Below are 25,871 nucleotides of genomic sequence, written 5' to 3' on the forward strand. Positions count from 1 at the left end.
GGCTAAATTAGTGTGCCAAAATCAACCTATATAAAGTTTCAACCTGCTCCCCCGGGCTTCAATCTTTATGTTAGGCACTTAGCACAAAGGGGCGTTCCCGGCAGCCATGAATACGGCCTCCGGGAACGCCCCTTCTCACTAATTCTACTTGCAGGTCTTTACTCGCTCAGCTTCAGCACTCTGGCGATATTCTCCAGCGTCCGCTCCACGTTGGCCGGTCCTTCGGCCAGCAGCTTGTCGAGCGCCGCTGCGCCGGGAACGATGCCGAATACCGCATCAATGCCCTCGGCATACAGTGTATCGATGCCTTCGCCGATATATCCGGCTACCGCGATGACGCGCTTGCCGCTGGCTTTGGCGGTGCGGGCGACGCCGAACGGCGTCTTGCCGAACTTGGTCTGGAAGTCGATGCCGCCCTCACCGGTGAATACCAGGTCAGCGTCCGTCATTTTCTGCTGCAAGCCAGTATATTCAATGACGATCTCGATGCCCTTGCGCAGCTCGGCTTGTGTGAAGATCATCAGGCCCGCTCCCAGTCCGCCGGCCGCTCCGGCGCCCGGCAGATCACGGACATCCTTACCGAGCTGCTGCTTGACTACTTCCGCATAATGAGCGAGATTGGCGTCAAGCTGCTTCACCAGCTCCGGGGTCGCGCCTTTTTGGGGGCCGAACACATGCGAGGCACCGGTCTCGCCGCACAGCGGATTGGTCACATCGCAGGCCACAATAAGCTGCGTTTCGCCGAGACGCTGGTCCAGCGCGGAGATATCGACCGTTGCCAGCTGGTCCAGACTGCCGCCGCCGCGGGGCAGCGCCTCTCCGGCTGCATCCAGGAAGCGGACACCCAGCGCTTCGGCCATGCCGGTGCCGCCGTCGTTGGTTGCGCTGCCGCCGATGCCGATGATGATCTTGCGGATGCCCTGGTCGAGGGCTGCCCGGATCAACTCGCCAGTGCCATAGGTGGTCGTGATCAGCGGATTGCGGTCCGCCTTGTCCACCAGCTGGATCCCGCTGGCGGAAGCCATTTCAATAGCGGCGGTCACCCCGTCGCCGAGAATGCCGTAGCTGGCCGTTACAGGGATGCCGAGCGGCCCGGTCACTTGTTGCTCCACCAGCCGTCCGCCTGAAGCGTCAACCAGCGACTGCACGGTGCCTTCGCCGCCGTCCGCCATCGGCACATGAATATACTGCGCTTCCGGATACACCTTGCGCAGCCCTTGCTCCATCGCCACGCACACTTCCTTCGCCGTCATGCTCTCCTTGAAAGAATCCGGTGCCAATACAAATGTCTTGTTGTGCATCTCTCTCACCCCATGTGATTTATAGATAACGAATTAGAACAGGAACCCGTATACAAGCGTGGCGACAATCGCCATCGTTCCGCCGACAATCGCTTCGTAAGGAATCAGGCCCATACGTTGCTTGATCGTCATCTTCATGCTGTCCGCCGTAACGTGGAAGTAGTTGCCCTGCGGCAGAGAGTCGATAACCGTTGCCCCGGTGTGCACCATGACAGCTGCGGCCAGCGGTGCGGTACCCATATCCAGAATGGCTTGTCCGAAGGAGCCTGTCGCCAGAATAACACCCGTTGAAGTTGAAGCTGTCGCTGCGGCCATCAGAATCCCGGAGATCGGCGCAAGGAACGTTCCGGAAATGCCGGAAGCTTCAATCAGATTAACGACCTGTACAGACAAGTCCGACGCCGAGATCAGACCGGCAATGCCGCCGGCACCGATCAGGATCAGGACGGTGGCCGTCATTTTGGTCAGACCGGAAGAGGTATATTGCAGAATCTTGTTGCCTTGCCCCATGGCCAGCATTCCGATAATACCTGCGAGCGGCAGAATGTAAAGCGCATCCACTTTGAAGTTGGCCAGAGCGTCGATGCCGGACAGCGAGCCGATCGGGTTGATCATCAACAGCACCACCGCAACGAGCGGAGCGACAATGGCTTTCCCCAGCGGAGGGTACTTGGACATGTCGGCGTCACCGTTCACGGCTTCATCATCAGCGACCATAACCCCTTTTTTCTTCAGCAGCGAAGCTACAATTACCGTTACAATCAGTCCGAATACCGCCGGCACCAGACCTGCCAGCATGACATGGCTCAGATCGAGATCAAAGCCGCGTGCCGCAGCAATCGTATTGGGATTCGGTGAGATAATATTCCCCGCCTTCCCCCCGCCGGAGAGCGCCAGCAGCAGGGCCAGCTTGGAGATGCCCATTTTGTTGCCGACCGACAATGCGATCGGAGCAACGATCAGCACGGCTACCGGGATAAATACGCCCACCGCCGTAATGATCATCGTCGCCAGCGCCAGAGCCAGAATGGCTTTGCCGCCGCCGAATTTGCGGACGATCGCCTGGGCGATCGTCTCCGCCGCCCCCGATTCCATCATGACCCCGGCCAGCACACCGGCTGCCAGAACGCGCAGCACCGTGCCCATCACGCTCTGGGTACCGCTTACAAGAACACTGACGGTCTCCTCCAGATTGGCGCCGCCGATCAATGCCCCGACAATCGCCCCAAGAAACAGTGCATATACCGGATTCAGTTTTCTCAGTATAAGAATAATGGCTAAAGCCAGACCCGCCAATGCTCCATACCAGCCAATTGTTAGTCCTTCCATGTTGTTGACCCCCTATAGCACTTGTTGAATACGGTTTCATTGTAACGCTTCCAGCGGCCAAAAAATATTGATGAACGGACGAAATGCGTTGTGCAGTTGAACAACGGTATTTCCAGAAACTTGCTTAGTTTCTACCGCAGTAGCGTTGCCTGGATCACGGGAAAAGATGCACGCCCCCCCCTGCCCAACACTGCAGCAGCTCCTGTATCCACCGCAAAAAGCGGCTGCACCGCCCAACAATGTGGACGTATGCAGCCGCTTGCACGATTATTATTCACCTGTAATCCGGCCGGTTATTTATGAGATCGACCGCATGATCACAGCCGGCCTCGGCCGGTTAGTTAAGCCTGGTGTAGAACCGCAATTCTTCCTGGCCGGCAGCCTGAAATCCCAGCGAACGATATAAGGCATCTGCCGGCCCATTGTCCGATTGCATATCCAGCTGCGCCTTCACCAGACCATGTTCCTTCAGATACCGCATGGCCTGGACCAGCAGCCTGCGTGCGATACCGCGCCGCCGCCACGGCTCCCGCACAAAGATATCCTCAATAATTCCGCTGTCGTCCTCGCGCCATACCATCACGCTGCCGGCAACCTCCCCGGCTTCCCGCACTACGATAGCCGTAAACAAGGCATGCCCGCGGTATTCCTCCAGGCGTTCCATTCCGAGCGCCGATTCCGGCCAGACCTCGGACTCCAGTTCAAGATAAGCCCGCCGGTCGCTTTCCGTCTCCAGATTCCAGTAGACCGGTTCGAGCTCCAGCGTAGCTTCCGCTTCGGGGAGCGCCTGTGTCAAATCCCGCTCCAGCGTTTGCAGCTTATATAGCGGCAGGTAGCCCCGGCGATCCGTGAAATATCCGTTATTTTGCTGCTCGCCGGCATAGTTGCCGACACAAAGAATGCTGCGGTATTCCGCCGGAAGCTCCGCCGCCAGCTCCATAGCACGTCCATGCAGCCGTTCATACAAGGCATCCAGCAATTCCGTATCACCTTCCCGGCCGGGATATGTTTTGAGGTTAAGAAACAGTTTATGTCTCCCCTCCGGCGAGCGGCCGGGCGGCATGACGTTGAATACCCCGACCTGGCCCTTGCCCACCATCTGCTCACCCTCAAATGCACACCACACATTGCCCCAGTTGCTCTCGTCGCCTACCCACCAGAACTGCACATCGCCGCTGGCCTTCACCGCTTCATACAATCCGCCCAGTGCCGGCAAATCCTCCTGGCGGTAATTCCGGATGATCATTTCGCTCAAATCGATCCTGCCACCTTTACGCCTATTTGCTCAAATTGTAACATGGCCTGTCCGGTATGTGCTGTAGCCAGCTCAGTTATAGTTATTTTGTACCCGGCATCTTAGCTGGGTTCAGGTGCGGAGAACTCACAGGCTATACCTAAATATGATCTGACCGGAAAAGAGCAGTAAGAGGAGGCAAATGATCATCGACGCCAAATGTAGAACCAGCTGTTTATTCTTAGCGGAAAGATAACCCCCAGATATTGGGGCATGATTGCTCAGCATAAACGATAATACCGCCACTCCCGTCCCAAGCACCGCCAGATAAAGCAAACTGTGTTTACCGCCGTAGTTGTCAATACTTCCGCTCAAGCCAATATGCACAGGTATCCGCGCAGGAATCCTCTGCCAGAATATAGACAAGAGCACAAAGTGGGCCAGCGAGGCCATGCTACATACAAACAGTGAGAACTTACGAAGGCTGTTCATTGTGTATACCTCCCGGACATATGAAATTGACAGATATGTATTGTCTTCACGCTATCACCTATTCCATGAATTATCTATATCTGGAAAATGACTGATTCATGCCGACTCGACTGCAAGGATTGAGGCGGTTTCGGCAATGCGGCGTAAAAAAAGGCCCGCGCCGGGTATGCCGGCGCGGGCTTTCATCTGAGCCCGGCCGGATTCGCTCCGGCGCAGGCTCGCACAGCTCTATTTCACGCTCCCCGCTTCGCTGCGCGGCGGAACCATGGTCAGGCTGACGCGGCCTTTCTTTAGGTCGACGCCCAGCACCCATACAGTGACGTTGTCGCCTACGGACACTACGTCCATCGGATGCTTCACAAAGCTGCCCGAGAGCTGGGAGATGTGCACCAGCCCGTCGTTCTTGATGCCGATGTCGACGAAGGCGCCGAAATCAATCACGTTGCGGACCGTTCCCGCAAGCTCCATGCCGGGAACAAGGTCCTCGATCTTCAGCACATCGGTGCGGAAGATCGGTGGCGGCAGCTCCTCGCGCGGATCGCGTCCGGGACGCTGCAGGCTCTCCAGGATGTCGCGCAGCGTCGGCACGCCGACATCCAGCTTCACGGCCAGCGCCTCCGCCTGCTGGGCGGCAAGCTGCTCCGCTACCGCCTTGTCGCCCAGCCGGTCTACATCCAGCCCCAGCTCGCGGAACAGGCGGTCGACCACCGGATACGATTCCGGGTGAATCGGCGTGCGGTCCAGCGTGTTCTCCCCGCCGGGAATCCGCAGGAAGCCGATGCACTGCTCGTAGGATTTCGCGCCCAGGCGCGGCACCTTCTGCAGCTGCTTGCGGCTGGTGAACTTCCCGTTCTCCTCCCGGAACTTCACAATGTTCTTGGCGATGGTCGCATTCACGCCCGCCACATAGGAGAGCAGCGACGGCGACGCCGTGTTCACGTCTACGCCGACATGGTTGACGGCCGATTCCACCACGGCCTTCAGGCTCTCCTCCAGATGTTTCTGCGATACATCATGCTGGTACTGCCCGACGCCGATCGCCTTCGGGTCGATCTTGACCAGCTCCGCGAGCGGGTCCTGCACGCGGCGGGCAATCGACGCGGCGCTGCGCTCCGCCACGTCGAGATCCGGGAATTCCTCCTGCGCGAGCTTGGAGGCTGAATACACACTAGCGCCCGCCTCATTGACAATGAGGTACGCCAGATCCGGGTCGCCGATCTCGGCGATGACCTCGGCGGTGAACTGCTCCGTCTCCCGCGAGCCGGTGCCGTTACCGATCACGATCAGCTGGATGCCGTATTTGGCAATCAGCTCCTTGAACTTCGCCGCCGCCTCGCGCTTCTTGTTGTTCGGCGGCGTCGGATAGGTGACCGCCACCTCCAGCAGCTTGCCGGTGTCGTCCACAACGGCCAGCTTGCAGCCGGTACGGTACGCCGGGTCGACGCCGAGCACCGTTCTCCCCTTGACCGGCGGCTGCAGCAGCAGGCTGCGCAGATTGCCGGAGAAGATCGAGATGGCCTGCGTTTCGCCTTTCTCCGTCATCTCGCCGCGCACCTCGCGCTCCACGGACGGCGCAATCAGCCGTTTGTACGCATCCTCGATCACCGAATCCAGCAGCTCCTTCACCGGAGACGGTCCTTTGATGACCTTGCGGGCCATAAAAGCATGGATTTTATCAGGAGTTACCTCGATGCTGACCTTCAGCACGTTCTCCCGTTCGCCGCGGTTGATCGCCAGAATGCGGTGCGGCGGCATCTTGTGCACCGGCTCTCGGTAGCTGTAGTAGTTCTCGTAGACACTCTCCTGCTCCGCATCCTTGGCCTCCGAGACCAGTACCCCTTGGCTTGCCGTATATTGGCGCACCCAGGAACGGATGGCCGGATCATCGGCGATATTCTCGGCAATAATATCAAGCGCCCCCTGAAGCGCCTGCTCCGCCGTCTCCACACCCTTGTCCGCATCGGTATATTTAGCCGCTTCTCCAAGCGGCGCACCCTGGCGGCGCTGCTCCATGATCCAGCCGGCGAGCGGCTCCAGCCCTCTTTCCTTGGCGACACTGGCCCGTGTCTTGCGTTTCTGACGGAAAGGACGGTAGAGATCCTCGACCTCCTGCAGCTTGACCGCCTTCAGGATGCTGTCCTTCAGCTCGTCGGTCAGCTTGCCCTGCTCTTCAATGCTGCGGAGCACATCCTTCTTCCGCTCTCCGAGATTGCGCAGATAAGCCAGACGCTCTTCAATATCGCGCAGCGCATTCTCGTCGAGCTCCCCCGTCATTTCCTTGCGGTATCTGGCGATAAAAGGAATGGTGTTGCCTTCATCCAGCAGGCCGACGGTCGTCCGCACCTGCTTCTGGCCGATGCCCAGTTCCTTGGCGATGGCCTGGATAATCGTTTCCTGCTCCTGCCGGGCAGCCGCCTCATCCGGCGACGCTGCGGGGCTTGTATTCTCTGCAGCCAATAGTATCCCTCTTTCTGTATACGCATCTTTGCAATAGTCCATATCTCAAATACTATCACAGATCGCCGCCGTGCCAAAATCCCCGCAAGACCCCCGCACGGTTAGCCCGGACATCCACCCTTAATAATTCATAACGAAATCCGTGCCGCTTGCCCTGTTCCCCTATTCAGCCTCTTTCGATGTATACAGCGTCTGCCGTACTTTTCCGCGCAAACAGCGACATCACGAAACAGAGAGCGAGCACGCCGGCCGCCGCCCAGTAAGGGAAATTATAATTGAAGTCAAATAGAACACCTGCGACAATAGGGCCGGCGATGTTGCCCAGACTGGTATACGCCGAGTTCATGCCCATCACAAAGCCCTGCTGCGATTCATCGGCCATCTTGGAGAGCTGGGTGCCGACCGCCGGACGCAGGATGTCAATAGACAGGAAGACGATAAACGTGACGGCGACAATAGCCCAGAAGCCGTGTACAAATAAGGTCAGGCCGATAAATATAGCCGCAATCAGCAGGCAGATGGAGATGACCCGGCTTTCGCCGAAACGCTTTAGAATCCAACTGAAGACCGTAACCTGAACAACTGCCCCCGAGATGGAGCCAAACGTCAGCACAAAGGCGATGTCTTTCGGCGTAAAGCCGAATTTATGATCGACAAACAATCCGAATACCGTTTCATAATTGGCGAGTCCGAACGAAAGCACAAACACGATGACCAGTCCGAAAAAATACGGCTCACGGTACGAGCGGACCAGCTGCGCAATAAGCCGTTCACCGCCTGCCGGTGCAGCATCGGGCGAACGATCCGCCGCCGGGCGGGATTCGGGCAATACGATAAAGCTGACCACGGCGACGAAGGCCGCCGCAATGGCTGCAACGAAGAACGGCACCCGCAGGCCCAGCTCGGCCAGATAGCCGCCGATCCCCGGCCCGATAATGAAGCCGGTCGTAATCGCGGCATTGATGAGGCCCATCCCTTTGGCGCGTTCCTCCATCGAGGTGGTATCGGCCACATAAGCCATAACCGCCGGCATAATCATCGCTGCGCCAATGCCTCCGAGCATCCGGGAGACAAACAGCTGCCAGGGCATATTGGCCAGGCCGAACAGCAGCTCCGACAGGGCGAAGACGACCAGTCCGCCGACAATAATCTTTTTGCGGCCCATCCGGTCAGACCATCTGCCTGCAATAGGCGAGACAATTAATTGGGTCAGCGAGAAAGCTGCCACCAGCAAGCCGACGATTCCGCCTCCGATCCCCAGTTCATTCATATACGTAGGCATTATAGGCACGACCAGCCCGATGCCGGTAAAAGCCAGGAATATATTTACCATCAGGAGCAGCATCGCTCCCCGGTTTCTTAACAATAATGACATGGTGTTCCCTCCGTCTTTCTGTATAACCCTGCTGCAAGGTTTGGATTCTTTAGTTTCTGCAGCATTCATTTTTTTAATCAATTAAGACCGACCATCCGGTCTAATTAAAGGAAACAAACAGTCAGCGCACCGGAACGACCTTTACGGCCATCCGCCCTTATATCATCCTTATGCGCATCCCCTGCAATAACAGCCGTATAGCTTCCTGGCTATACTTCTTGACATCTTCCCGCGAGCTGGACGGGTCCGCCATCTCACTGACTCTGCCGACGCCTTCCAGCAGCCCGCTGACAATGATTACATAATGATCCAGATTGCCAGGGGCCAGATAACCGCAATCCATCCCTTCCTGCAGCAGATTCCGGCAAGCCCGGGCTCCCGACTCATAAATAGCCGATAATCGCAGCGCGATGGGTTCGGGCAGGCTGCGCGATCTGGCATATTCCTCCACCGCACGGATCAGCGGGTTCTGAAAATCATTGGCATAGTGCTCCGCCAGGGCGAGCAGCCGCTCTTCAATACCGGCGGTACGCTCACGGATGAGCTCCCACTCGGCCAGCCACTGCTCGGTATCCTCTTCAACCACATGCAGAAACAGCTCGTCTTTACTGGGAAAATGGTGGTACAGGCTCCCTTTGCTGACCCCTGCCGCGTGGCATACTTCACTTACCGTTACGGCCGCATAACCCTTCTGTACAAACAGCGCCGCCGCCTTGTGCGCAATCCGTTTCTTCGTCTCTTCTCCGTCAGAACGTCCTTTTATATTCAGCACCCCCTATAAACCGACCATTCGGTCCAATTATAACACCGTATATTTTTAAAGGAAAGCTCTCCTGTGCGCCGCTATTAAAAGAGCGCACCCGATATCCGGTTGCGCTCTTTAATACATATTCGATATGGATACCCTGCCTGATCAGAAATCGATCAGACCCAGGCTGATTTGCAGCGAATCATCCACCTTTTTCATTGTTTCGTCGTCCAGGTGGGTGATCTTATCCGTTAAGCGTTGTTTGTCAATTGTCCGAACCTGCTCCAGCAGAATGACCGAATCGCGGTCAAAGCCGTGGGCAGCCGCATCAATCTCCACATGCGTCGGCAGTTTGGCCTTCTGGATCTGTGCGGTGATCGCCGCTACAATAACCGTCGGGCTGAAGCGATTGCCAATATCGTTCTGAATGACCAGTACCGGCCTTACCCCGCCTTGCTCAGAACCTACTACAGGTGAAAGGTCGGCAAAAAAAACGTCGCCGCGTTTAACGATCAATGATTTACACCCCGCTTACTAAGCGGCCCAGAGTATTGTCTGCATCTTCTTCCGCGAGGAATGCCTCGCATGCCATCGATAAATTGATTTTAGCCATTTCCATGTAACCTCGCTGCATCGACTCCCGGATCGTGCGTTTCTTCCGTTCGCTTAGGTACAGCTTCATGGCCTGCCTGATCAATTCACTACGGTTGGAATTCTCCATTTGGGCGATCCCATCCACTTCCTGCAAGAGATGATCGGGCAAGCTGATCATGATTCTTTTGGTGCTTTGCAAATTGGCCACCTTCTTGTTCCACCCCCACAAACCTACTGCCCTTGTGTTCCATTGTTACAATATACAAGGAATTTTATACAAGGAATATATGCCGATAGTATATCAAGTATGCTGCATCCCATTATAAACTACATTCGGCGGTTCGTATAGACTATAAGTCACACCCGTCTGTACGAATTATTTCCTTTTACAATTCCTTGTCTGTATCCCATGGATTGGAGCAATCAGGTAGAAGCAGGGGATTCACCAGTTTGGGCACTGCGTTCTGCCGCACATATACGCGGGGAACCCGGTGGGCCAGCATGCAAATCACTTCGTAGTGGATCGTTCCCAAATGAAGCGCCAGTTCATCCGCTGTAATGGCTTCGGCGCCCTGGCGGCCGATGAGTACAACCTCTTCGCCGGCTTGGATTTGGTTCGCTTCTTCAGCGAAAGATTTGAGTGTTACCATACATTGATCCATGCAGATGGTTCCGACGACCGGAACGCGGCGTCCGCGTATTAGCACCTCCGCTTTGCCTGTCAGCATGCGGGAATATCCGTCTGCGTACCCTACCGGCAGCGTTGCGATCCGTTCCTCGCCGCCTGTATAGTAGCGGGTGCCGTAGCTGATTCCCCAGTCCGGCGGCAGCGTCTTGACATAGACCGCCCGGGTCTTCAGCGTCATTACCGGGTGTAAAGCCACACGCTCGTGGTTCACCTCTGTTGAGGGATAAAATCCGTACAAGCTTATGCCTACACGCACCATGTTACTGGATAGTAGAGGTGTATCTATGGCCGTAGCGCTATTACCCGTATGTATGATCGGGATATGGATGTGTCTTTCCCGAAGCGAATCCGCCACGCTCATGAATCGTCGGTGCTGCATCAATGTATAGCTTTTGTCTTCTTCGTCTGCCCTGGCAAAATGGGTGAACATTCCCTCCAGCTCCGCTTGCGCTGTCCGCTGCACTTCAGCGATGAAATCGGGGGCATCCGGCGGCAGCAGTCCCAGCCGTCCCATCCCGCTGTCAATCTTGATGTGCACCTTCAGCCGATGCTCCGGATCATCGGGAAGCCGCTTGATCGCTTCCAGCACGTCCGGTGTGAACAGTGTTACGGTCACGTTGTTCTCCCAAGCAACGGAAATTCCTTCCGGAGAGGTGTAGCCAAGCACCAGTATAGGAATCAGTATTCCCGCCTGACGCAGCTCCAATGCCTCATCCAAAAAGGCTACACTGACATAATCCGCACCCAGCCGTTCCAGCTCCCGCGTCACTTCCACTGCACCGTGGCCGTACGCATTTCCTTTGACGCATCCCATAAATTTGGTCTCCGCAGGCAGTGCACCCCGGAACGCCTCATAATTGGCACGCAAATCGTCCAGATTGATCTCGGCAACTGTAGGTCGATAGCTTGCTTGCACTTTCCGTGTCACCTTCTTAGCTTGTAGTAAAACATCTTTGCATTACCTCGAGTAGATTTCGGTCTTACTGCCAATGGTAATGCTAAGGCGTGACACTGTCAATCTCGACTGTCTTACGAAAAAAGCGGATACGGCTCGCCGCGGGGAATCTCCACCCCGGCGCAGTATCCGCTGCTATATTTATTTACCCGATTGTCCGTCCATAGAAGCGGCAATTTGCATCATTTCATCCAGCGGCAGATTGGCGCTTGTAATCCGGAATTCCACACCGTCGTTCATCCAGGTCAGCGTCTGCTGCTCTTCCCCGCTGAGCATGCCCATGGCGAAGCCCATATCCACTACAGTCTGCGGTGCCAGCGATACAGCCCGGTCCAGCGGACGGCTCTCGATAATGGTGTATTGGTAAATTCCGTCATATCGGATCAGTACGGAGTGATCCTTGCTGTTCTCGATTTTGTGGCTGTCCTTGAACTGGACTCCGACGGGAATATATTCCGGTTCAATGATCCCGAAATCGCCGGCTTCAGCGGCTGCAGGCTCACCGGCAGCTTCGCTGTTGTCCCCGGCCGGAAGCGGGTTGCCGTTCTCGTCGACCTCTGCCACTGTGCTTTCGGAGGCAGAGCCTGCGCTCATATTGCGCTGCATATCAAAGGAATCCTTGGTGAACTCCGGATCAAAGCTGAAGCTGTCGAACTTTACATCTACGACCACCTTGGCTTCGGAATCGGAGACCTGCACCTGCTTCGGCTCGTAATCTTTTTTGCCCAGCCAGATTTTCTGGCGGACCAGCGCGCTGCTCTGATAGTTGGCCGCCACCTCGAAGACGTAATTGTCTCCATCCTCTACAAACTGGCGGTTCTGGTCGGCGATAATACCGCGCAGCAGGGTCTGATAGAGATAGACCTGCCCCTGGTCGTCCGGCCAGTCGCTCTGGAAGCGGAAGCTCTTGCCGAGGCTCGGCGTCAGCACGAACACTCCTTCATCGTTGCGCAATACGATTTGGGTCACATCCTTCTGCACACTGGTCAGGCTGATCCGGTAATAGGCCGGATTCTTGTACCATACCTCGACCTTATACTCCTGGGGCTGCTCGCCGGTATACAGGGTCATGCTGCCCGCTCCCTGATAGGCTCCCTGCTTGCTCTCCAGCTTGTCTGAAACATTGTTTAAATCCTTGACCACGGAAGCGGCGTCCTTCTTCCCGCACCCCGTCATAATCAGGGCCACGCACATAATGATTGCGAGTACCCATGTGATCCGGCGCATGCCATCATCCCCTTAACCTGGTTTGAAATGCTTTGATTAGTACATGTCTATGAAGGACTTGGCCCCAATATGCAGACGGGCATGACAAGCAGGAAGGATTATCAGGGACAGCAGCCGGGAAGCCGCGCCCAAAAAGCCCGTGCAGGCGCACGGGCTTTCAGGGAGATCCAATAGATTTACTCCGTTAATAACGCTATTCTCCGGCCGGGACTTCAGCAGGTACGGTGCGCTTTGCTGCTGCAGGCCACAGCAGCGGGCTAAGCAGCATTGCCCCCACGCCGAGGACGGCCACCGCCGTTCCGACCAGCATAAAGATGGCGGAAGGCCCGGATACCTGCACAAGCAACCCGCCCAGCAGCGGCGCGATAATCATAATGGCGCTAAGCACAGTGTTCTGAATGCCGAATACCCGGCCGATCATATGCGGCGGCGTTTCTTTTTGCAGGCAGTAATTGAAGGTAATCATTAGGACGCCGTTGCCGACGCCGAGCACGGCGCCCAGCAGCAGCACCGGGTAGACGGCAGTTCCCGGCTGAAGCAGCCCGAGTCCCGCTATCGCCAGGCCGAGCAGCAGCTCCCCGCCCCCCAGCAGCAGACCATAACCTTTGTCCCGGTTCAGCTTGTTCATCAACAGGATGGTAACGACGGCAGTAATCCCTGATGCGGCTACCATCCAGCCCAGCAGCCCTTCCTGCTGCGGAGCAAGCCACCGGAACAGGCTGGTGAACTGAAAATCAATCATCTGGGTCGCCAGTGACCCCACCAGTCCGAACAGGAGCGTATTCAGCAGCAGCCGGCTGCGGAAGATAAACAGCCAGCCTTCCGTCCACATCTTGCGCAGCGGAAGGCGCTGCTCTTCTTCCGCAGGACTTTCCGCTGCAGACGGGGTGTATTTCACCCTAAGCAGCAGCACAAAGGAGCCCAGGCGCAGAATGCTGTTCAGCAGAATGCACCACTGCGGCGACAGAACCGACAGGGCCAGGCCCCCAAGCAGCGGCCCGGCGATCTTGGAGCCCTGATTGACGATGCCGTTCAGCGATGAGGCCTGCATCAGCTGGTCCTCGCGGACAATGCTGCGGGTCAGCGACTGCTGCGCCGGCACGTTCAGCGTGGACAGCGCCGAGCGGACCGCGAGCAGCGGCAGCAGCCAGTACATGCTGGGCGCGAACAGGATCAGTACCGTCATCAGCGCGGTGAGCAGGTCGCAGATGCGCATCAGCTTCAGCTTGTTGAAGCGGTCGGCGGCGCTGCCGGCCAGTGCACCCAGCAGGATGCCGGGCACCGCTACCGCCACCGGGATCAAGCCCAGCATCAGCGGGCCGGCCTGCCAGCGGTAGCCCACCAGCACCTGGATGGCCAGCGTATCGAACCAGTCGCCGAAGGCTGCCGTAGCGAAGGCGGTATATACGCGCATGTATACTTTGTTGTGCAGCAGGCTGTCAGCCTGCTTGTTCAGACGAAACATCATTCATTCCCCCATTACCATCTTCAGTCATGCCGATCATGCTGTTACTGTAACGGGGAAATGTCAGAGGAATATCAGGGGGCGAGCAGCGTCTTCCGCAACAGGCTCTCCAGCGGCTGCAGCATCCATGCGATTCCCAAACGTTCCTGCTCCGCCTCCAGAAGCTTCGTGTACTTATTCAGTAATTTAGGATTGGGAAAAAGCGCGCAATAATGGACAATCTGCTGCAAAGCATGGAACCTCAGCGGCACAAAGCCGGTCATCTCCAGTACCTGCAGGCCCTCGTCGAACCAATTTTCCGCCTCCTGCGGGAACTTCATGCGCAAACGCCGCAAGCCTTTAACTACATGATATTGGCCGATCTCGCGCAGATAAGGCTGGGCGGCCAGGATCCGGTCAACCTTCTCCTCCAGCTCCTGCAGCTGCTTATCCGGCGCGCCGGCCAGAATATGGACGGCCAGCTCCGATATGGCGGTGAACGGCACGAATTCAATATACTCCGGTGCAGCGATGACCTCATACGTCACCTTTAAGCGCTCTATCGCCTTATACGGCTCCCCGGCGAGCGCATACAGCTGCAGAATATTCAGAATATACAGCTCTTCATGCTGAAGAGCGGGAAGCTTGCGGCATTCCAGCACTTCTTCGCAGAACTCCAGCTTCTCCCCCGGATCGCCCCCGCTGAACAGATAGAACAGCAGCAGATAATAGATCCGCTCCTGCAGGTCCACCTCGCCGGTAAACAGCATCCATTCCAAATCTCCTTGCACAAAATGAACGCAGACCTGATAGAATGCATCCATTTCATAGCCCAATGCATCCTGCTGGCGAGCCAAGGTGAGCATGGAATGGCCCTGCCCGTATTTATGGTAGGTTCCCAGCAGCCCGTGCATCATATCATGCAGCGACGCATCCCTCACGGTAGGCTTGGCGATGTCCCGGGCCACTACCTTCATACTGAGGCTGTAGCCGAAGCCGCGGACCGTCTTGATCTCCATGCCGCTTATGCTCGCAAGCTTTTTGCGCAGGCGGTAAATATGGTCATCCACGGTGCGCTCCACCGGGTATTCCCGCGGCCAGACCTGGTCCAGCAGCTGCTCCCGGCTGAAGACACGCCCGCGGCCCCGGTACAGAAACTGCAGCAGCGCATATTCTTTGGGCAGCAGTTCAACGGTCCGTCCTCCCGCCACCATTTTTAATTCCGCTTCCAGCCACTCCACTTCCATCGTAACTCCCGCTCCTCCTATCAACTGTGCCAAACTGATAGCATCTATTATAGCAAACAACGCAGCCCGTTGATTACACCGCTTTGGTGGCGCACAGATGCTGGACTTGACAGTAAAGTTACCGCTTCTATATAGTTGAGAAACTATAACCCTTTGGAGCATATTACCTATGAGCGCAGAATATTTGGACTCGGCTCTGGACAATGTAATGCTTGCCATGGCCGAAGTGCAGCGGAAATCACAAGCCTTCATGGAGATGATTACCTGCGGGGAATCACTCTCCACGAATCAACTTATGCTGCTGTTTCAGCTCCGCCTGGCCGGCAGCCTGAATATCACGGATATCTCGGAACGCTTTGTTGTCACCCCGGGAGCCGCCTCAGCCATGTCCGATAAACTGGAGAATGCCGGTTTAATCGAACGGATCCGCACCAAGGAAGACCGCAGGGTGGTCCGCATCGCCCTTACCGCCGAGGGCGAACAGCGGATTCTGAAGCTGTTCGACCGTTTCTCCGGCGATGAGCTCACGCGGATGGCCAATCATCTGCAGCAGATCCATGAGCTGATGAATCAGATCGTCCGTTAGAGCCATGTGTGCACCGCCTTTTTACAAGAAAGGCGGTTTTTATTTGTTGATTATTATACTTTTTATATGTTATACATGATATATATTTTAATTATTAAAATAAATCTCAGGTGGAAGGTGGTCTGTACTTGTATATGCATACCGCCGGCGAAGGCGAAATTCCCTTGAAAGTTATGGGCTCGCTCATCTGCCGGGAAGATATCCGCGCGTCATTCATCCATGTATTCGGTCATTTAAAAGCAAACGGAATGGTGGCAACCGCAAGGCTGAAGGTATCCGGCGATTGCAGTATTGCCAAGGCGTGTCACGCGGAAAGCATCGAGAACCTGGGAAGTCTCAGACTCCACAGTCTGCAGGCCCGGCACGTTCACTCTTCAGGCTATTTGTCGGCGGCAGGCCCGATGCGGGTGGCCACATTTGCAGCGAAAGGTGCGGTGAAGCTGCAGAGTCTCGAGGCTGCAGATAGCATTGAAATCGTACTGGGCAATACCTCTACTGCCGAGCGGCTGACTTCATCCGGCTGGGTTCACATCCGGCGGTCCTTTCCGAAGCTGGGGTTTCATATGGGGTCATTCCGCAGACTGGCCTGCGGCCTGATTCAAGGGGCATCACTCCGTCTGGAATACACCTCCGCCAGGCTGGTCTGCGGAACGGATATTGCCGTCGGACCGGGGTGCGACATCGGGGAAATCCGTTACAGCCATAGCCTGACTGTCGCTCCCGGCTCCAAAGTGGGCCGGTCCTTTCACTGTAATGACGCCGGAGACACAGGGGGCTGCCCATGACCGGAGAATCTGCCGCTGCGGTTACCCGTACGGTGAAGGGCATCGGCAAGGGCTTTATTCTGCTCTTTGCGGTTCCCATTCTGGGCGTATGGACGGCGGGAAGCTTGATTTGTGCAGGAATTGCGGTCATTGCAGGAATATTAGGAGCGTTCGGTTGGGAGGGGGTAACGCTTGCCTTCAGCCCGGAGCTGAGCCTGCCCGGGATTCTGGCTCTGCCGCTCGGTATCGTGCTTGCCTTGCTGCTGTATGGCTCACATCTCTTCGCCCGGCGGGGGCTGCGCAGCTGCCTGCAGTTCGTAAGATCATGACCGGGTGGGCCGTGAGACTATAAAGCCCCCCGGCGGGCCGGGGGGCAGTTGCTTGCCTATTCAATGGGAAAATACAAATCCATTACAGACCCGCCTTCACCATCCAGCACTTCTTCCAGCCAATACCGCTCCTGGTCGCAGGATGGCTGATACCCTCTGCTGTTCACCCACCCGGCCAGTTGCCTCCAGCCCAGCGGAATGCGCACCAGCGGATCGGCAAATGGGTCGGTAATGCGCAGAGAAGCGTATTTGCAGCCTTCGATCTCCTTGATGACCATCCCCCCGTCAAGGGAAGAAGGCGGGGCGTCTGTCTCCACCCAATATTCGTAACCCCGCAGGCCATTCTCTTGCTGCTCCTCAGACACCGGCACGTCGAAGCCAAACCGCCTGGCTTCCTTGCCTGTTCCTCTTGCTTTAGCCCAGTGCTCCACAGAATGCACCACTTCATCTTCAGGCTCCGGGCCGACCCTGAATGCGCTGGCCACCCTCATGTTGCCAAGTGTGGTTATGCTTACTTCGCTTAAATAATCCAATATCATTCCTCCTCCGTGTCCACTTCCCGGAAATGCCGGCTCCACGAGCACCGGTTTGGGCGGCAATGAATACTTGGCCTGTCTTGCACAGCTGGGCAGCTGTCCGAATTCCTGTGTAAAGGCCCTGCTGAATGAACGTTCAGAGCTGTATCCGTATTCAAGCGCAACATCCAAAACCCGCTTGCCCTCTACAATATCCAGCATGGCATGGGCGAGCCGCCGCTTCCGTACGTACTCCATCAAGGTAAGGTTCAGGTGGATTCCGAATAAGCGATGAAAATGGAACTTGGAAAACCCCGAAATCCGCGCGCACTCTTCCAGAGTGATCGGTTCATTCAGATGCTCTTCAATATAATCCACCGTTCTCTGCAAAAACTCGACATAACCCAATGATGCTTCACTTCCTCGTTGCAACGATTAAACTAAGTATAATATCCGGGAAGACCGCAAACAGGACATTTTTTGCTAAAGTGATCTTAGACCGGGGAGCTTTAAGATGCAGGAATTCACGCTCTATCACCGATGATTATGTAGGCTCTTTCCTGGTGCAGGACTCGAGTTTATTATATTCATTTATCAATTCATCGAGCTTCATGGATTGCCTGATCACACTTGGATGCAGGACACCATGCCTCTGCTCAAGCAAATTCAGCTTCATCCGTTCGGACTCCATTCTCTTCTGGATACACTCCAGTCTCCTCATTCTTATAACCTCCTGGTACTATATTGTACAAGTAACTGTAAAAATATAGGACGCAAGAAGCACTGCATTACAGGAAAGTATGAAGAGCTGGGCAAATCTTCCTGCAACTTAAGAAGGCCCGCAGACTGTAATAGTCCGCAGGACCTCCTTTTCCTTCTATTTATGAACCGGGGGCTATCCGGATACCCAGCCTGCCCAGGTATTCATTCAGCTGCTCCAGCAGTTCCGTATATCTTGCATCGGTCTTCCCGGTTCCTGACGCATAGGTCCGAAATTCATCAACACACTTCTTAAAATCGGCAAATTCTTCCGCAGTAAAGCTCCGCTCCGCTTTCGCCAGCGGCTCCGCCCAGAAGGCGTCCCCGTCCAGGGCCGGGACTGCACCTTCTGCCGCTGCTCCATCCTCCAGCCGCTCTGCATAGGAAGCGAGTTCACCGGTCAGCCGGTTATATTCTGCCTGTTCGTCCGCGCTCAGCCGCTGCGGATGAAGCTTGCCTTCGGCATCGGCAATCTTCAGATTATAGGCCCCGATCTCCTCAAGCAAGGTCATAAATGCTGTAAATTCCTCGCTGCCCAGGCGCTCCTTCGCCTGCTGCAGCTTGGCCTCCAGCTTATCGTAACCCTGCTGTGTCCCGAATTCCGGAACCACCTGCTCTGCGGACCCGTATATGCCATCTGCCAAATAATGATAGCCGGCGTAAGCTCCGGTCGGAAGTAACAGTACAGCAGCGAGTATTGTCGCCGCCCACCATTTTTTCATTTGCGGTCTTCTCCCCTCTCCGGGCGGAATGGCTTTCAGAATCCGCCCCTTCAGTTCAGGTGGGGCGCTCCAGCCTTCGGCTTCCTCCTGAAGCGAGGAACGCAGATCATGTTCCAGACTCATGCAAATCCTCCACCTTCCCTATACGTATGGTGTCAGCCCTGTGTTTACGGCGCAGCTTCTGCAGAGCGGCATAGATGCGCGATTTGACCGTTCCCAGCGGAATGTCCAGTATGGCGGCAATTTCCTCCTGCGAATACTCCTGCCCATAGTGCAGGATAACAACCTGCTTCAGCTTAAACGGCAGGGTATGCACAGCGGCAAGCAGCGGACGGTTGGCCAAACGTTCCACCACTTCCCTGGCGAAATCCTCTTCAATGGACAGACCGCTCTGCTCGGCCTTGAGCCTGATTCGCAGCTGCCGCCAGCCCTTGCGCCGGTGGGATTGAATCTGCCGCATGGCGACGCCCATCAGCCAGGGCCGCAGCGGCCTGCTCCGGTCATAACGGCCGAGGGAACGGTGAACCTCCATATAAATCTCCTGCACCACATCCTCAGCATCGGAAGGTGCCGAAACGAAGAAACGGACCGCCTTGTAAACATCTTCTACAGTAGCCTCATACAACTCACCGAACGCCTCACGGCTGCCGGCTAGCGTAAGCTCGATAAGCTGTGTGCATTCTACCGGATGCTTTGTCATCCGCGATCCCCCCTTCAGGCTTACACAATATATTGGCGGGAAACGGTCAAACCGTTCGATTTATTTATCCGGTTGTAACAAGCTTGTTGCTCTTTTGTTGCCTGAAAGAGACCTTAAGCGGGTAAATTTATTCTATAATATAAGAGCTTGGAATTTTCATATAATGCGGAGGCTTCCCATGAAAAGATTGCTACCGATCTGCACCGTCGCCCTGACCCTCTTGCTGGCCGGAAGCCCGGCCGCATCTTCTATAGATAATGCCATGGCCGCTGCACCGCTGCGGCTGGTTGTTGACGGCGAGGCGGCTGTAACGCCCCTGCGCCCTTTTACCGAGAACGGATTGATATATGTGCCTGTCCGCGTCTTGAATGAATTCTACCCCGCTGAACTGAAATGGAATAATCAGAGCAAACTATTGACCGTCAGTACAGATTACAGCAGTTTAAGTCTGAAACCGGGAACCTCATTGCTGCTATACGAGGGGGGCGGCTCTTACTCTATGGAGGGCAAGGTGATTCTGCGCAAGGGACATGTGTATCTGCCCGCCGGGGAACTGAACAGTCTTAGCGGAGCCAGCTACAGGCTCGATAAGGACAAGAATCAGGTGCTCATTGAATCCGGCTCTGTCAGTACCTCCGTACGGGTGCCCAAGGTGCCGCTTGCCCTGGCTGAAGGCAATCCCGCAGTCAAGCTGTACGCCGCCCTGAAAGACGGGAGCACCTATAAAGGATATATTCTTGAGGTGAACGGCGTGAAGCGCAGCTTCAACTGGGAGACCTATAGGGATTTAAGCCATCCGCCGGAGCTGTACTATACCGATATTACCGGCGATGGCCGGAAAGAAGCGGTTATTGTGCTGACGCTCGGCTCAGGAACCGGAATCTTCCAACAGGAAATCCATGTCATCCGCCCGGAAGACGGCAGTGAAATTAATGTTCTTCCTGCAGGGGAAGCGGCTGAGCAGCTCATTACCTCCAGTATCGCCGATGACGGCGCGGATGTGCTTGTCAGACTGAAGCTGCAGCGGTCTTCCACTCCTTCTGTGGCTATCCGGGTCGCTGACCGGACCGCCGAAGAATTGATTGGAGTCGGCTTCGGTTCCGTCGTCTATTACAAAGTTGAATCAGGCAAGCTCGTGGCCACTGCCAATGTGCTGGTCGGTTTTGCCGAAAGCATCGGCGACCTGAAGATCGTCTACAAGTCCGGCGGCTCCGGCCTGGAGGCGGAGTCCATTACCTTTATACCGTATGACAATTATTATCCGGCAGAGATAACGGAGGCTCCCGCCAATGATTGACGCTCATCTCCATCTGGAGCAATATTCAGCAGCCGAAGCGGAGGAACTGCTTGACGAGCTGCCGCAGCACGGTGTTGAAGCTGTAGTTGCGGTCTCGATGAATCTGGACTCCTGCATCCGTACGCAGCAGCTCGCGGAGCGTTGTCCGCAGCGGGTGCTGCCGGCCTACGGCTATCATCCCGAACAGCCGCTGCCAAGCGAAGCAGAGCTGGCGGCGCTGCTGGCCTGGATGGAGGAGCATGTCTCGTCCATGGCGGCTGTCGGCGAGATCGGCCTGCCTTACTATAGGCGGGCCGAGGCGCTGAAACGCGGCGAACCCTTTGACCTGAAGCCGTACCTCCGGCTGCTGGACCTGCTGCTCGCTTTCGCGGCAAGGCACGCTAAGCCGGTGGTTCTCCATGCCGTATACGAAGATGCGCTGCTGGCTTGCGATTTACTGGACAAACATGGGATCCGCCAGGCCCATTTCCACTGGTTCAAGGGACCGGAAGAAGCCGTAGCCCGGATGATCGGCCACGGCTACTATATCTCCTTCACTCCGGATATCGTATACGAGCCGGAGATTCAGGCACTCGCCCGCCGCTACCCGCCGCAGCTCGTCATGGCCGAGACGGACGGCCCCTGGCCGTTCGAAGGCCCGTTCGGCGGCCGCAGGACGCATCCGGCGATGGTCCGCGACGTCGCCGCCGCTTGGGGAGCCCTGCGCGGCTACTCGCCATCGCAGGCCGGGAGTATGCTGACCGCCAATACGGCGCGGTTCTATCCATTGCCGCCACGGCGGAACCAGTAACGTCTGATTGCCAGACGATAGCCCAAATTCATGAACGTATATTATAGGCATTGAATCTTGCGGTTCTCCGGCTGGATCAGCAGAATCCGGCGTTTCATCCCCGGCCCCCCGCTACAGGCCTAACCGTTCGACACTGCTCAGTGCTTCATCCGAGAACCTCAGCGCATAAATGTCCGGCGTCGTGGAGGCGAGCAGAAACTCCGTTCCGTACTCCGGCGCATACTCACTGATCATCAGCGTCATCACCAGCCCGTGGGTGCCAATGGCAACCGATTCTCCACGATGTCTGATTATAATCTCTTTCAGCGCACCAACCGCCCGGCGGCGGCAGGCGTTCAGCGACTCTCCGCCCGGCGGGGCGTAATCCGGGTCGGCGAACATGGCATCCAGTAACGGGTCAAGCTCTCTATTTGTCATAATACGGTTCTCCCCGTTGAAATGGGTTTCCCGCAAATCGTCCACCAGGTGGATATCCTGCCCCAATTCCTCCGCCAGTCCGGCAAGGGTATCTGCCGCTCTTGCATATGGACTGCTGTACAGCGCCGCAAGACCTTCCTCCCGCAATCTGGCCGTCACCTTCAGCGAATCAATGCGCCCCTGCTCGGACAATCCCCGCGAGCTTTCCGTTCCTCTGCTTTTATCGGATTGTGCGTGCCGCACCATATATACTACAGTTTCCATGATCGTCCCCCTTGTAAATGTCTGGAATGTTAATCAAGCGCTCTCCCCAAGGTAGCACATCTTCTATGTCCATTCTTATCAAAACTGTCACACCCCGCTCTCCTTCCCGCTGTCAAAAAATTATGCCGCCCACGCAACCTTCAGCCGCCGGCCCGCATCTTACATGGTAAAGGGGGAGCTTCCGCTGGACATTATAGAAGGAATCAAAGCAAAGGATGAGTCCGCTCTCCGGCTGCTGATGGAACGCTACGGGGATATGCTGCTGCGGACCGCCTGGCTGCTGCTGAAGGACCGGCAGGCGGCGGAAGAAGCGGTGCAGGACACCTTCATTCAGGCTTACGCCAAAATCGGCCAGCTCGAAGACCCGCAGCGCCTGCGCGGCTGGCTGGTTGCGATCGCCGTCAACCGCTGCCGGATGCGCCAGCGGACCTGGAGCTGGCGGAGCATCTTTCCCGCCGCAGCCGCTGTCATCCACGCGGATGAAGATACCGGCGGCGGGGCGGGTGCCGAAGCGCTGTTCATGATGCGCTGGGAGCAGGTTCAGCTCGGAGAGGCCATCCGCAGCCTGGATTATATATACCGCGAATGTCTGACCTTGTACTACTACCATGAAATGAGCGTTAAGGAGATTGCCGGCCAGCTCAAGCTGCCGGAGAATACGGTGAAATCCCGGCTGGCACGGGGCAGAGCACTGCTGAGGCGGATACTGGAGAAGGAGGGATTGAAGGATGGACAATGAGCGTGACACGATCCGGCGGCGGCTGGAGGAGGAGCTGGAGGGAATGGCGTTCAGCGGAGCGGAGCGGGTATTGAAGCAGACCCACCCGGGATCACGCGGCGAGCGCCTGCAGGCCTGGTGGAACAAGGAGCTGGAGATCCCGCTGAGGCCGCTTGGCGCATGTGCGGCTGTTATCCTGCTGGGGGCTATACTGATCCTCGCCCCGCACGGGAAATCCGGGAAGGAACAGACCGCTGCCCCATCGGGCGTACGGGAGCTGATTCAAGCCGGAGGCAACACCTACTGGAAGGATCTCTATGAACAGGCGGTGAGAAGGGTTGAACATTAAAATCAAGGTCAAGCATCTGGTATTGCTGGTACTGCTGCCCCTCACCCTGCTGGGTACCGGCCTGGCGCTGCGGTTCACCGCAGCATCCACCGCGGCTGATGTCCCGCCGTCCTCCGCCGTTCAGACGATGGAGCGGGAGGAGCTGCTGGCCGAGCTCGCTTCAAGTACCGGCACGAAACGGATGGAGCTGATCCGCAGCAAGGTCATTGACCCCGGGATCACAGGTTCACCCTATCATTTTGATGTTTACATCGGCAGCGGTTCGAGCCAGTGGTCGGACGGATCGGAAGGGACGGCTTCCCCGCTGCTGCCGGAAGACAAGATAGCGCTGCTCAAGGAGTACGTTCTTGAAGGTCCGTCGGACTATGCCCTGCCGAACGCCGTGAAGCAGCTGGTATACGAGCTGGACACCGCCGGTAAGGGCAGTGAAGCCGACGCGCTGATTGCGGCAGCAGCAGAACGGGTCAGCTCCAACTCGCAGCTTGGCGGCCAGTTGACGCTGCTCCGCGCCGGACGGGCGCTGAACAGCGGCGATCTGGCACTTGCAAGCAGGCTGACCCCTGATGCGGCCTGGACCGGCGATATGGAGCTGCTTGCAGAGGCCGCCTGGCTCCGTGGGCGGGTGCTGTTCGCTGCAGGAAAGAGCAGCGAGGCCCTCAAGCTGGTCGGGGAGGCGCTGGTCAGCTACCGCGGGCAGCAGGCAGCCTTCGAGGCTTCAGTCTCCCCTGGAGCTGCCGGGGACGCCACGGATTCCGGGGCCGGCACAGCTGCACCGGAGCATTCCTCCCCGGCCGAGGATAAGCTGACCGCATTGCAGACCGCGATGCGCCAAGCGGCCGGAATGGGATTGCTGGGCTCAGCCCGTATTGAAGGCACGCTGCAGCGCAGCGACGGGACCCCGGTCGCCCGGGCCGGCGTCTTCCTCCGCGCCGAGAGCGAAATCTATCATAGTGTACATTACGGCGATGAACCCTACCAGACGGTAACTGACGAGAATGGGCATTATTCATTCTCCAATGTCATTCCCGGCTTCTATCAGCTGCAGCTTGGCCTCAGCTTTGAGCAGATCGACGGCTGGACCTGGCCTGCCGGGAGCGATGAATGGCTTGAGCTGGACCAAGGTGCGCAGCTCACGGAGGATATTACCCTGCAGCCCCTGCTGGAGCTGAAGTCTCCGGTGAACTCGGAGGTGGTAACCGGTCCTTCCGTGACCTTCGAATGGGAACCGGTTCAAAGCGCAGCTTATTACAAATTATGGGGCGGTGTAAGCTCGGAGGGCAGCTCTTATTCCGTACCCATTCACCAGTATATACAGGATACAGAAACAACGGTTTCTGCGGAGCAGCTGTACTCCGCCAGCGGCTTCTCCACTACCAGCAGCTATACTGCCGAGAGCAGGTTCCCCGACCCGGATGACCCGGACAGCTGGCAGGCCACCGACCCTTCTTCGCTGCTCAGCTTCGCTGATCCGGAGAGCCGGTTCTCCTGGTACATCGAAGCTTATGATGCTGACGGCAATGTCATTACCCGCAGCAACGGATACCGGCTGAACGAAGACACGGTTGGCAATCTGCCGTTCTTTTATTACAAAGAACGGACACTTACCGCAGCCGACCGGCTTGTCAAGGAACGCAAGCTGGCCGAAGCCGTCGAAGCGTACCGGCAGGACGTTGCCGCTGACCCGCAGGATAGCCATGCCCTGAAAATGCTGGTGCACCTCCTGCTCGCCAAATCCTCGCGCACCAAGGATCCGCAGGTCGAGGAGGAAGCAATCCGACTGCTCGTGAAGCTTGTAGAACTGCAACCGGCAAGGGAATCCGCCGGCTATCTGAGCTATCACTACTATAAGCAGGCCGACTGGGAGAACTACAACCGGTACTACGACGTGTTCCTCAGCCAGGTCCCCGATCAGCCTGGCCGGTACCCGGACTCGACCCATGCGTCGGCCCTGATGTTCCAGGGCCAGACGGAAGCGGCGCTGGAGGCGTTCGCCGCTGATACCGCAGCGGACCGCAGCCACCGCTACATCGGCAGCTACCTGGCCGCCGAGCTCCAGGCCGGCGCGTCGCTGGAAGCGGCGCTGGAGCTGGCGCAGCGCTACCCGGAGCACAGCTACGGCCACAGCGGATACCGCTGGCCGCTGCTGCTCCAGGAGCTGCAGGCTGAGCGGGCCGCAGACCCGGCCAGCTTTGACCGGGAGCTGCAGGCCCGGCTGGACCAGTACTGGGGCGGCCAGAAGGAAGCCGTGCAGCAATGGGCCGAAGCAGGCGAGCCTTCGGCGCTGAAATCATTTATGACGGCGGTGCTGGAGGTAAACTAAAGATAACACGCAGGGTACCATAGCAAAAAAGGGATAGAAGCCTGGCCGTTTGGCCGCGCTTCTATCCCTTTTGCCGCTGATTGCAATCTATACAATAGATCGGCCACTTTCCCGGCCCATCTCTCATTCTGCCGCACTTTGTACAATTGAATCCGCTCATCGTGCCGATAATCCGCCCATTCCGGCCCGGCAACCCCCATTCTATTGCACGAAGTACAATGAGCCGTCCCGACAGGCTTCTGCTGTGCGG

General features: G+C 56.9%; 26 protein-coding genes. 8 read left to right on the top strand and 18 right to left on the bottom strand.

Translation table 11 applies throughout. From position 1 onward, the window contains the following. Positions 1–158: 158 nt before the first annotated feature. From F1381_RS01470 to F1381_RS01530, 13 genes are all read right to left on the bottom strand, one after another. Positions 159–1,301 carry a glycerate kinase gene (locus F1381_RS01470; RefSeq protein ID WP_151733047.1) on the bottom strand — a complete coding sequence of 381 codons (1,143 nt, stop codon included), beginning with the start codon at positions 1,299–1,301 and terminating at the stop codon, positions 159–161. A 33-nt stretch (positions 1,302–1,334) separates the two neighbouring features. Then, positions 1,335–2,630, bottom strand: coding sequence for a GntP family permease (locus tag F1381_RS01475; RefSeq protein WP_151733048.1), 1,296 nt, complete (start codon positions 2,628–2,630; stop codon positions 1,335–1,337). Between the two features lie 337 nt (positions 2,631–2,967). Continuing rightward, a complete protein-coding gene (locus F1381_RS01480; protein ID WP_246187884.1) occupies positions 2,968–3,876 on the bottom strand; it encodes a GNAT family N-acetyltransferase in 909 nt (302 codons plus the stop codon). A 135-nt stretch (positions 3,877–4,011) separates the two neighbouring features. Next, positions 4,012–4,356, bottom strand: a complete 345-nt coding sequence (locus F1381_RS29200) for a DUF1648 domain-containing protein (RefSeq protein WP_151733050.1) — start codon at positions 4,354–4,356, stop codon at positions 4,012–4,014. 228 nt (positions 4,357–4,584) lie between these two features. Further along, positions 4,585–6,744: a Tex family protein gene (locus F1381_RS01490; protein ID WP_187355162.1), complete on the bottom strand. Its 2,160-nt coding sequence runs from the start codon at positions 6,742–6,744 to the stop codon at positions 4,585–4,587. A gap of 235 nt (positions 6,745–6,979) precedes the next feature. Continuing rightward, positions 6,980–8,188: an MFS transporter gene (locus F1381_RS01495; RefSeq protein ID WP_151733051.1), complete on the bottom strand. Its 1,209-nt coding sequence runs from the start codon at positions 8,186–8,188 to the stop codon at positions 6,980–6,982. 157 nt (positions 8,189–8,345) lie between these two features. Further along, on the bottom strand, positions 8,346–8,960 hold the full coding sequence (locus F1381_RS01500) for a TetR/AcrR family transcriptional regulator (protein WP_151733052.1): 615 nt from the start codon (positions 8,958–8,960) through the stop codon (positions 8,346–8,348). Between the two features lie 141 nt (positions 8,961–9,101). Further along, entirely contained in the window at positions 9,102–9,452 is a 351-nt protein-coding gene (locus tag F1381_RS01505; RefSeq protein WP_042124727.1) for a type II toxin-antitoxin system PemK/MazF family toxin, read from the bottom strand. Positions 9,453–9,456: 4 nt separating this feature from the next. Beyond that, positions 9,457–9,738 carry a CopG family ribbon-helix-helix protein gene (locus F1381_RS01510; protein WP_151733053.1) on the bottom strand — a complete coding sequence of 94 codons (282 nt, stop codon included), beginning with the start codon at positions 9,736–9,738 and terminating at the stop codon, positions 9,457–9,459. A 178-nt stretch (positions 9,739–9,916) separates the two neighbouring features. Then, positions 9,917–11,134, bottom strand: coding sequence for an alanine racemase (gene alr / locus F1381_RS01515; RefSeq protein ID WP_151733054.1), 1,218 nt, complete (start codon positions 11,132–11,134; stop codon positions 9,917–9,919). Between the two features lie 180 nt (positions 11,135–11,314). Next, the gene (locus tag F1381_RS01520; protein ID WP_151733055.1) at positions 11,315–12,400 is read right to left on the bottom strand and encodes an outer membrane lipoprotein-sorting protein; all 1,086 of its coding nucleotides are present in this window, start codon (positions 12,398–12,400) and stop codon (positions 11,315–11,317) included. Between the two features lie 193 nt (positions 12,401–12,593). Then, a complete protein-coding gene (locus F1381_RS01525; protein ID WP_151733312.1) occupies positions 12,594–13,865 on the bottom strand; it encodes an MFS transporter in 1,272 nt (423 codons plus the stop codon). A gap of 74 nt (positions 13,866–13,939) precedes the next feature. Next, positions 13,940–15,124, bottom strand: a complete 1,185-nt coding sequence (locus tag F1381_RS01530) for a winged helix-turn-helix domain-containing protein (RefSeq protein WP_246187864.1) — start codon at positions 15,122–15,124, stop codon at positions 13,940–13,942. Positions 15,125–15,260: 136 nt separating this feature from the next. Between F1381_RS01530 and F1381_RS01535 the strand changes: the two genes are divergently transcribed. From F1381_RS01535 to F1381_RS01545, 3 genes are all read left to right on the top strand, one after another. Further along, a complete protein-coding gene (locus F1381_RS01535) occupies positions 15,261–15,677 on the top strand; it encodes a MarR family winged helix-turn-helix transcriptional regulator (protein ID WP_151733057.1) in 417 nt (138 codons plus the stop codon). 128 nt (positions 15,678–15,805) lie between these two features. Next, positions 15,806–16,462: a hypothetical protein gene (locus F1381_RS01540; protein ID WP_151733058.1), complete on the top strand. Its 657-nt coding sequence runs from the start codon at positions 15,806–15,808 to the stop codon at positions 16,460–16,462. Then, positions 16,459–16,770, top strand: coding sequence for a hypothetical protein (locus tag F1381_RS01545; RefSeq protein ID WP_151733059.1), 312 nt, complete (start codon positions 16,459–16,461; stop codon positions 16,768–16,770). Before F1381_RS01540 ends, F1381_RS01545 begins: the two co-directional genes overlap by 4 nt. Before the next feature lie 56 nt (positions 16,771–16,826). On the opposite strand, the gene F1381_RS01550 is transcribed toward F1381_RS01545, so the two are convergent. From F1381_RS01550 to F1381_RS01565, 4 genes are all read right to left on the bottom strand, one after another. After that, positions 16,827–17,693, bottom strand: coding sequence for an AraC family transcriptional regulator (locus F1381_RS01550; RefSeq protein WP_187355135.1), 867 nt, complete (start codon positions 17,691–17,693; stop codon positions 16,827–16,829). 136 nt (positions 17,694–17,829) lie between these two features. Beyond that, the gene (locus F1381_RS01555) at positions 17,830–18,006 is read right to left on the bottom strand and encodes an aspartyl-phosphate phosphatase Spo0E family protein (protein ID WP_151733061.1); all 177 of its coding nucleotides are present in this window, start codon (positions 18,004–18,006) and stop codon (positions 17,830–17,832) included. A 160-nt stretch (positions 18,007–18,166) separates the two neighbouring features. Beyond that, complete coding sequence (locus F1381_RS01560) at positions 18,167–18,889, bottom strand: DUF3600 domain-containing protein (RefSeq protein ID WP_151733062.1); 723 nt, start codon at positions 18,887–18,889, stop codon at positions 18,167–18,169. Next, a complete protein-coding gene (locus tag F1381_RS01565) occupies positions 18,873–19,466 on the bottom strand; it encodes a sigma-70 family RNA polymerase sigma factor (protein ID WP_151733063.1) in 594 nt (197 codons plus the stop codon). The genes F1381_RS01560 and F1381_RS01565 overlap by 17 nt, the downstream gene beginning before the upstream one ends. A gap of 178 nt (positions 19,467–19,644) precedes the next feature. On the opposite strand from F1381_RS01565, the gene F1381_RS01570 reads away from it, so the two are divergent. Together F1381_RS01570 and F1381_RS01575 are read left to right on the top strand one after the other, a co-directional pair. Next, positions 19,645–20,763, top strand: coding sequence for a stalk domain-containing protein (locus F1381_RS01570; protein ID WP_187355136.1), 1,119 nt, complete (start codon positions 19,645–19,647; stop codon positions 20,761–20,763). Then, positions 20,756–21,553 carry a TatD family hydrolase gene (locus F1381_RS01575; RefSeq protein WP_151733065.1) on the top strand — a complete coding sequence of 266 codons (798 nt, stop codon included), beginning with the start codon at positions 20,756–20,758 and terminating at the stop codon, positions 21,551–21,553. Before F1381_RS01570 ends, F1381_RS01575 begins: the two co-directional genes overlap by 8 nt. A 111-nt stretch (positions 21,554–21,664) precedes the next feature. Here F1381_RS01575 and F1381_RS01580 read toward each other — a convergent pair whose 3' ends face one another. After that, on the bottom strand, positions 21,665–22,234 hold the full coding sequence (locus tag F1381_RS01580; RefSeq protein WP_151733066.1) for a histidine phosphatase family protein: 570 nt from the start codon (positions 22,232–22,234) through the stop codon (positions 21,665–21,667). A gap of 163 nt (positions 22,235–22,397) precedes the next feature. On the opposite strand from F1381_RS01580, the gene F1381_RS01585 reads away from it, so the two are divergent. The 3 genes from F1381_RS01585 to F1381_RS01595 are packed head-to-tail and all read left to right on the top strand — an operon-like array spanning position 22,398 to position 25,621. Beyond that, complete coding sequence (locus F1381_RS01585) at positions 22,398–22,973, top strand: RNA polymerase sigma factor (protein WP_246187865.1); 576 nt, start codon at positions 22,398–22,400, stop codon at positions 22,971–22,973. Continuing rightward, positions 22,963–23,301: a hypothetical protein gene (locus tag F1381_RS01590; protein ID WP_151733067.1), complete on the top strand. Its 339-nt coding sequence runs from the start codon at positions 22,963–22,965 to the stop codon at positions 23,299–23,301. The genes F1381_RS01585 and F1381_RS01590 overlap by 11 nt, the downstream gene beginning before the upstream one ends. Further along, entirely contained in the window at positions 23,291–25,621 is a 2,331-nt protein-coding gene (locus tag F1381_RS01595) for a hypothetical protein (protein WP_151733068.1), read from the top strand. The genes F1381_RS01590 and F1381_RS01595 overlap by 11 nt, the downstream gene beginning before the upstream one ends. The last annotated feature ends 250 nt before the right edge of the window (positions 25,622–25,871 follow it).

Source organism: Paenibacillus tengchongensis (assembly GCF_008973665.1).
Lineage (GTDB): Bacteria > Bacillota > Bacilli > Paenibacillales > Paenibacillaceae > Paenibacillus_AQ > Paenibacillus_AQ tengchongensis.